The organism is Angustibacter aerolatus, assembly GCF_054776675.1.
The window spans coordinates 1-5,182 of record NZ_BAAHBM010000139.1; the positions used below are offsets into that span (position 1 = coordinate 1).

A 5,182-nucleotide genomic window follows, 5' to 3' on the forward strand; every position below is an offset into this window, starting at 1 on the left:
CCGCGGGCGCCTGGGCCGCGCGGGCCTGGCCACCGCCCTGCGGGCTGCTGCCACCGCGGCGGCCACCGCGGCCCTGGCCCTGCGGCTGCGGGGCCTCGACCGGTGCCGGCGTCACGTACGCGGCGGCGGGGCCGGTGAGCTCGGTGATCACGGCGTCGCCGGGGGTCACGGCCACCTGGCGCGGGGTGATGCCCGCCTGCCGGGTGAGCGTGCGGACGTCGCCGCGCTGGTCGGGCGTCATGAGGGTGACGACGAGACCGGCGGCACCGGCGCGCGCCGTCCGGCCGGAGCGGTGGGTGTACGCCTTGTGCTCGGCCGGCGGGTCGACGTGCACGACCAGGCCGACGTCGTCGACGTGGATGCCGCGGGCCGCGATGTCGGTGGCCACCAGCACCCGCACGTCGCCCTCGCCGAACGCCGCGAGGTTCCGCTCGCGGGCACCCTGCGACAGGTTGCCGTGCAGCTCGACCGCCGGGATGCCGGCCGCCGTCAGCTGCTTGGCGAGCTTCTTGGCGGTGTGCTTGGTGCGCATGAACAGCAGGCTGCGGCCCTGGCCGGCGGCGAGCTCGCGCACGACGGCCGGCTTGTCGGCGGCCGACACGGCGAGCACGTGGTGCTCCATCGCGGCGGTGTCGGCCTTCGCGGCCTCGACCGAGTGCGTGACCGGGTTGCGCAGGTAGCGCTTCACGAGCACGTCGACGCCGTTGTCGAGCGTCGCCGAGAACAGCAGCCGCTGGGTGCCCGTCGGGGTGCGGTCGAGCAGTCGCTTCACGCCGGGCAGGAAGCCGAGGTCGGCCATGTGGTCGGCCTCGTCGAGCACGGTGACCTCGATCGCGTCGAGGTGCACGTGGCCCTGGCCGATGAGGTCCTCGAGCCGGCCGGGGCAGGCGACGAGCACGTCGACGCCGGCCCGCAGCGCGGTGACCTGGGGGTTCTGGCCGACGCCGCCGTAGACGGTGGTGAGCTTCATGCCGACGGCCTCGGCCAGCGGGCGCAGCGTGTCGGCGACCTGGTTGGCCAGCTCGCGGGTCGGCAGCAGCACGAGGGCGCGCGGCCGGTTGGCGCGGCGGGGGTTCGCGGTGCGCTGCAGCGTCGCGATGGTCGGCAGCGCGAAGGCGACGGTCTTGCCGCTGCCGGTGCGGCCGCGGCCGAGCACGTCGCGGCCGGCCAGCGAGTCGGGCAGCGTCGCGGCCTGGATGGGGAACGGGGAGGTGATGCCGCGGGTGGCCAGCGAGCGCACCAGGGCGTCCGGCACGCCGAGATCGGCGAACGAGCGGGTGCCCGCCTGGCCGAGCGGGGCGGCGGGCGCGGCGTCCGGGGTGGCCGGGGTCGTCGGCGTCGCGGGGGTGGTGGAGGTGCCGGCGGGCGCGGTGGCGCGACGGGGCGTGGTGGATCGGGGCACTGGGGTACAGCCTCTCGAGAGAACGCGGGTGGCCGGTGATGCACTGGGCGGCCCGCGGTTGCTCTGCGGCGTTCCTCGCGCCTCATGGGGCGCTGCACTCGACCGCGGCCGGGGTGGATGTCCCACGACGACCGCAGCCTCCAGTGTGCCCTACGCCGCGGCCGCGGCCGACCAGCCCCCCGCCGATCGGCGGGTCGGGCGAGCCGGCGACGGTCAGCGGGCGGGCTCGACCTCGCGGACGTCGTACCGGTGGCCGGCCGCCCGCAGCCGCGCGGCGAGGGCGTCACCCACGGCGGTGGCGGGTGTCAGGGAGCCGGCGCAGGGCGGCAGCTCGTCGAGCCCGAGCGCCAGCAGCGCCTCCCCCAGCATCACCGCCGTGGCGGCGTACCCGGGGTCGCCCTGGGCCGAGACCGTGGCCAGGTACCGGCGTCCGCTCTCGGTGACCGCCAGCGTCTCGTGCCGGAACCAGCCGGCGTCGCGGGTCTGCTGCGAGGGGCCCTGCCCAGCACCGGGCAGCACGCGGTCGAGCAGCGCGCGCCCGGGCGGCAACAGCATCGCGCCCACCAGGGCGCCGAGCCCGGCGCTCACCCCGGCCGCGGTCAGGGCCCCGACCGGTCCGCGGCCGACGTCGAGCACCTCGCGGTAGCGCAGGCCGCGGCCGTACCTCCAGCCGCTCAACGCGTTGCTGCGTCGCACGATCCGGGTGTTGTACGACGCCATCACGAACGGCGCGGTCCACCGGCCGCCGACGGGGGCGGGCGGCGCGACGTCCGGCGGCTGCGGCACGTCGGGCTCGGCGTCGCGGTTCGGGCTGAGGCCGAAGGGGTCGCGGGCCAGGCGGGCCGCCGCGCGGTCGGTGCGCACGGCCTCGACCTCGGAGCGGATGGAGGCGATCGTGCCGCCGCTGACGCCACCGCGAAGCCGCACCCGGGTCGTGACGTCGGTCAACCCGCCGGCGCCGTCCGCCCCCGCCTGCTCGGCCAGCAGCAGCACCGCGAGGTCCGACGGCACCGAGTCGTAGCCGCAGGCGTGCACCAGCCGGGCACCGGACGCCCTCGCCGGCGCGTCGCAGCGGTCGATGGCCGCGCGCACGAACTGCACCTCGCCGGTGAGGTCGGCGTAGTGGGTGCCGGCGGCGGCGCAGGCCTCGACGAGCGGCAGGCCGTGGCGCGCGTAGGGGCCGACCGTCGAGGCGACCGCGCGGGTCGACGCCGCGAGCCCGGCCAGTGCTCGCTCGTCGGTGGCGTCGGCCACGACCAGCGGCCAGTCGCGGGCGACGTCCGGCAGCCCGGACCGCAGCTGCTGCAACCGTTCGAGGGACCGGCCGGCCAGCGCGACCCGGGTGCCTGGCGGCGCGTGCCGGGACAGGTGCTCGGCCGTCAGGGCGCCGACGAAGCTCGTGGCGCCGTACAGCACGACGTCGTGCGCGCGCTCGCTCATCCGTGCACGGTACGGGTCGCGCCGCCGGCGGGCAGCAGGTCGCGCGGCGTTCGCGCCGGTCCTTGTCGCGCCGCCTGCAGCGGTGCCAGGCTGCCGACGGAGTCGTCCGACCGGCGGCGACCGGACGTCAGGGGTGGCGCGATGGACCGGGTCTCGGTGACGCAGCGGCTGGCTGCGGAGTTCCTCGGCACGTTCTGGCTGGTTCTCACCGGCTGCGGCTCGGCGGTGCTGGCGGCGGGCTTCCTGTCGGACGACGACGTGCACCTCGGCATCGGGTTCGTCGGCGTCGCACTGGCGTTCGGCCTCTCCGTGACGACGATGGCGTACGCCGTCGGTCACGTGTCGGGCGGCCACTTCAACCCCGCTGTGACGGTCGGGCTCGCCACGGCCAGGCGGTTCGCCTGGCGCGACGTGCCGGCGTACGTCGTGACCCAGGTCGTCGCGGCGGTCGTCGCGGCCGCTGTGCTCTGGGTGATCGCCGACGGGCAGCAGGGGTTCAGCGCCTCGGGCTCGGGCTTCGCGACGAACGGGTACGGCGACCGGTCCCCCGGCGGCTACTCGCTGCTCGCCGCACTGGTCGCCGAGGTCGTGATGACCGCGTTCTTCGTGCTGGTGATCCTGGGCGCGACCGACACGCGCGCCCCGCGCGGGTTCGCCCCGATCGCCATCGGGCTGGCGCTCACCCTCATCCACCTGGTGACGATCCCGGTCACCAACACCTCGGTGAACCCGGCGCGCTCCATCGGCCCGGCGCTCTTCGCCGGCGGTGACGCGATCGGCCAGCTGTGGCTGTTCGTCCTCGCCCCGCTCGTGGGCGCGGTCGTCGCCGGCGTCGCGTACGGCCTGCTGCTCGGCCGGCACGACGACCCGACGAGCCTCGAGGAGGCCACGGCCGCCTGACGCCCCTGGCACCCGCGCCCGGCGTCTGCGAGGGACACCGGGCGCGGGGCGATCGTGGGCCGATCCGGATCGATGCGAATCGATCCGAATCGATCCGAGTCGGTCAGGCGCGGACGTCGGTCCAGGGGCGCGCGCGGTCGGCGGCGACCGACACCAGGCGCTCGAGGCGCGGCAGCGCGACGTCCTGCAGGAAGGTCGTGCGCTCCTGGCCCTGCAGCGGCAGCGACTCGCGCCACACCGAGCGGCCGGCGATGAAGCCCGACGCGCCGCCCTCGTCGAACGCGACCTCGAGCACCTTGGTGAAGTCGTCGAACGGCACGCCGGCCGAGAGCACGGCCCAGGGGCGGTCGAGCACCTCGGCGAGCCGGCGGCAGCCCTCGGGCGACCCCGGGTACTCCAGCTTCAGCAGGTCGCAGTCGATCTCGTTCAGCGCGCGAGCCGACTCGATGATCGCGTCCTCGCGGCGCTTCCCGGAGAAGTCCTCGCCGTCGAGCGGGTAGACGAGGTTCTCGATGACCGACGGGATGCCGACCTCGGCGCAGTCGGCGACGACCTCGCGCACGGCGTCCAGGCACTCGGTGACCAGGTCGCGGCCGGCGAGCGGGCGGTCCGCGCGCAGCTGGGCGAAGAACTTGTTGGCGTCGCCGCCCTGCTCGAGCACCCAGCGGCTGTCGAGCTGCGGGTCGCGGTGGGTCACCGGCTCGACGCCGTGCTTGCCGCGCTCGGCCGGCTCGGAGGCGACCAGCAGGCCGCAGCTCTCGGCCAGCGCGTCGTTGCCGGTGACCGCGGGCACCCCGAAGGTCGGGTCGAACAGGATGCCGCTGGCCAGCGGGCTCAGGGCGCGGGCGACGTCGGTCTTGGCCTGCACCATGTCGGCGTCGCTCGCCTCGATGCCGACGGCGGTGAACATGCGGCGCAGCGTGTTGCGCTGGTCCATCGCGATGATCGAGAACACGCCGTTCGGCGCCGCGATGTCGGCGAGGGTGCGGACCGGCTTGGTCGTGGTGGTCATGCTGCTCCTTCTAGAGGGGGCTTGCGACGGGGTCGGCGACGACGGCATCGGCCGCCTGCTCCGCCAGGACGGCGGCGCCGAGGACGCCGGGTTCGGCGACGTCCGAGAACTCGAGGTGGTCGATCACGGCGGACTTGGCCGCGCGCACGCTGGCCATCCGCGTCCAGCCGCCGCTCGCGACGGCTCGTCGGTGGGCGGGTACGACCTGGTGCACGAGGTCGAGCAGCTCGCCGGTCGCCGCGGCGGTGTACCGCGTCGCCGCGGCCCAGACCGCGGCCGGGTCGGCGTCGTCGCGCACCCGCAGCACGACGTCGTCGCCGGTGGGGCCGGCGCCGCTGACCTCGAGGCCGGGCGGCAGGGCCCCGACCTGCAGCGCCGCGGCGTCGAGCCGGTCGGGCGCCTCGACGTCGGCGGCGCCGAGCAGCCCG

General features: G+C 76.1%; 4 protein-coding genes and 1 pseudogene. 1 reads left to right on the plus strand and 4 read right to left on the minus strand.

The genetic code is table 11. The annotated features are described in order from the left end of the window. On the minus strand, positions 1 to 1,240 hold a 1,240-nt coding region (locus ACYVI6_RS17925; protein ID WP_460447670.1), incomplete at its 3' end, for a DEAD/DEAH box helicase. 375 nt (positions 1,241 to 1,615) lie between these two features. Next, positions 1,616 to 2,842, minus strand: a complete 1,227-nt coding sequence (locus ACYVI6_RS17930) for a saccharopine dehydrogenase family protein (RefSeq protein WP_460447667.1) — start codon at positions 2,840 to 2,842, stop codon at positions 1,616 to 1,618. A 141-nt stretch (positions 2,843 to 2,983) separates the two neighbouring features. Between ACYVI6_RS17930 and aqpZ the strand changes: the two genes are divergently transcribed. After that, positions 2,984 to 3,742, plus strand: a complete 759-nt coding sequence (gene aqpZ, locus ACYVI6_RS17935) for an aquaporin Z (RefSeq protein ID WP_460447668.1) — start codon at positions 2,984 to 2,986, stop codon at positions 3,740 to 3,742. Positions 3,743 to 3,845: 103 nt separating this feature from the next. Here the strand turns inward: aqpZ and ACYVI6_RS17940 are convergent, their stop codons facing one another. Then, positions 3,846 to 4,754 (minus strand): hypothetical protein, encoded by a 909-nt coding sequence (locus ACYVI6_RS17940; RefSeq protein WP_460447669.1) that lies wholly within the window; start codon positions 4,752 to 4,754, stop codon positions 3,846 to 3,848. Between the two features lie 10 nt (positions 4,755 to 4,764). Further along, a pseudogene (locus ACYVI6_RS17945) lies at positions 4,765 to 5,182 on the minus strand (hypothetical protein); the annotation flags it as partial.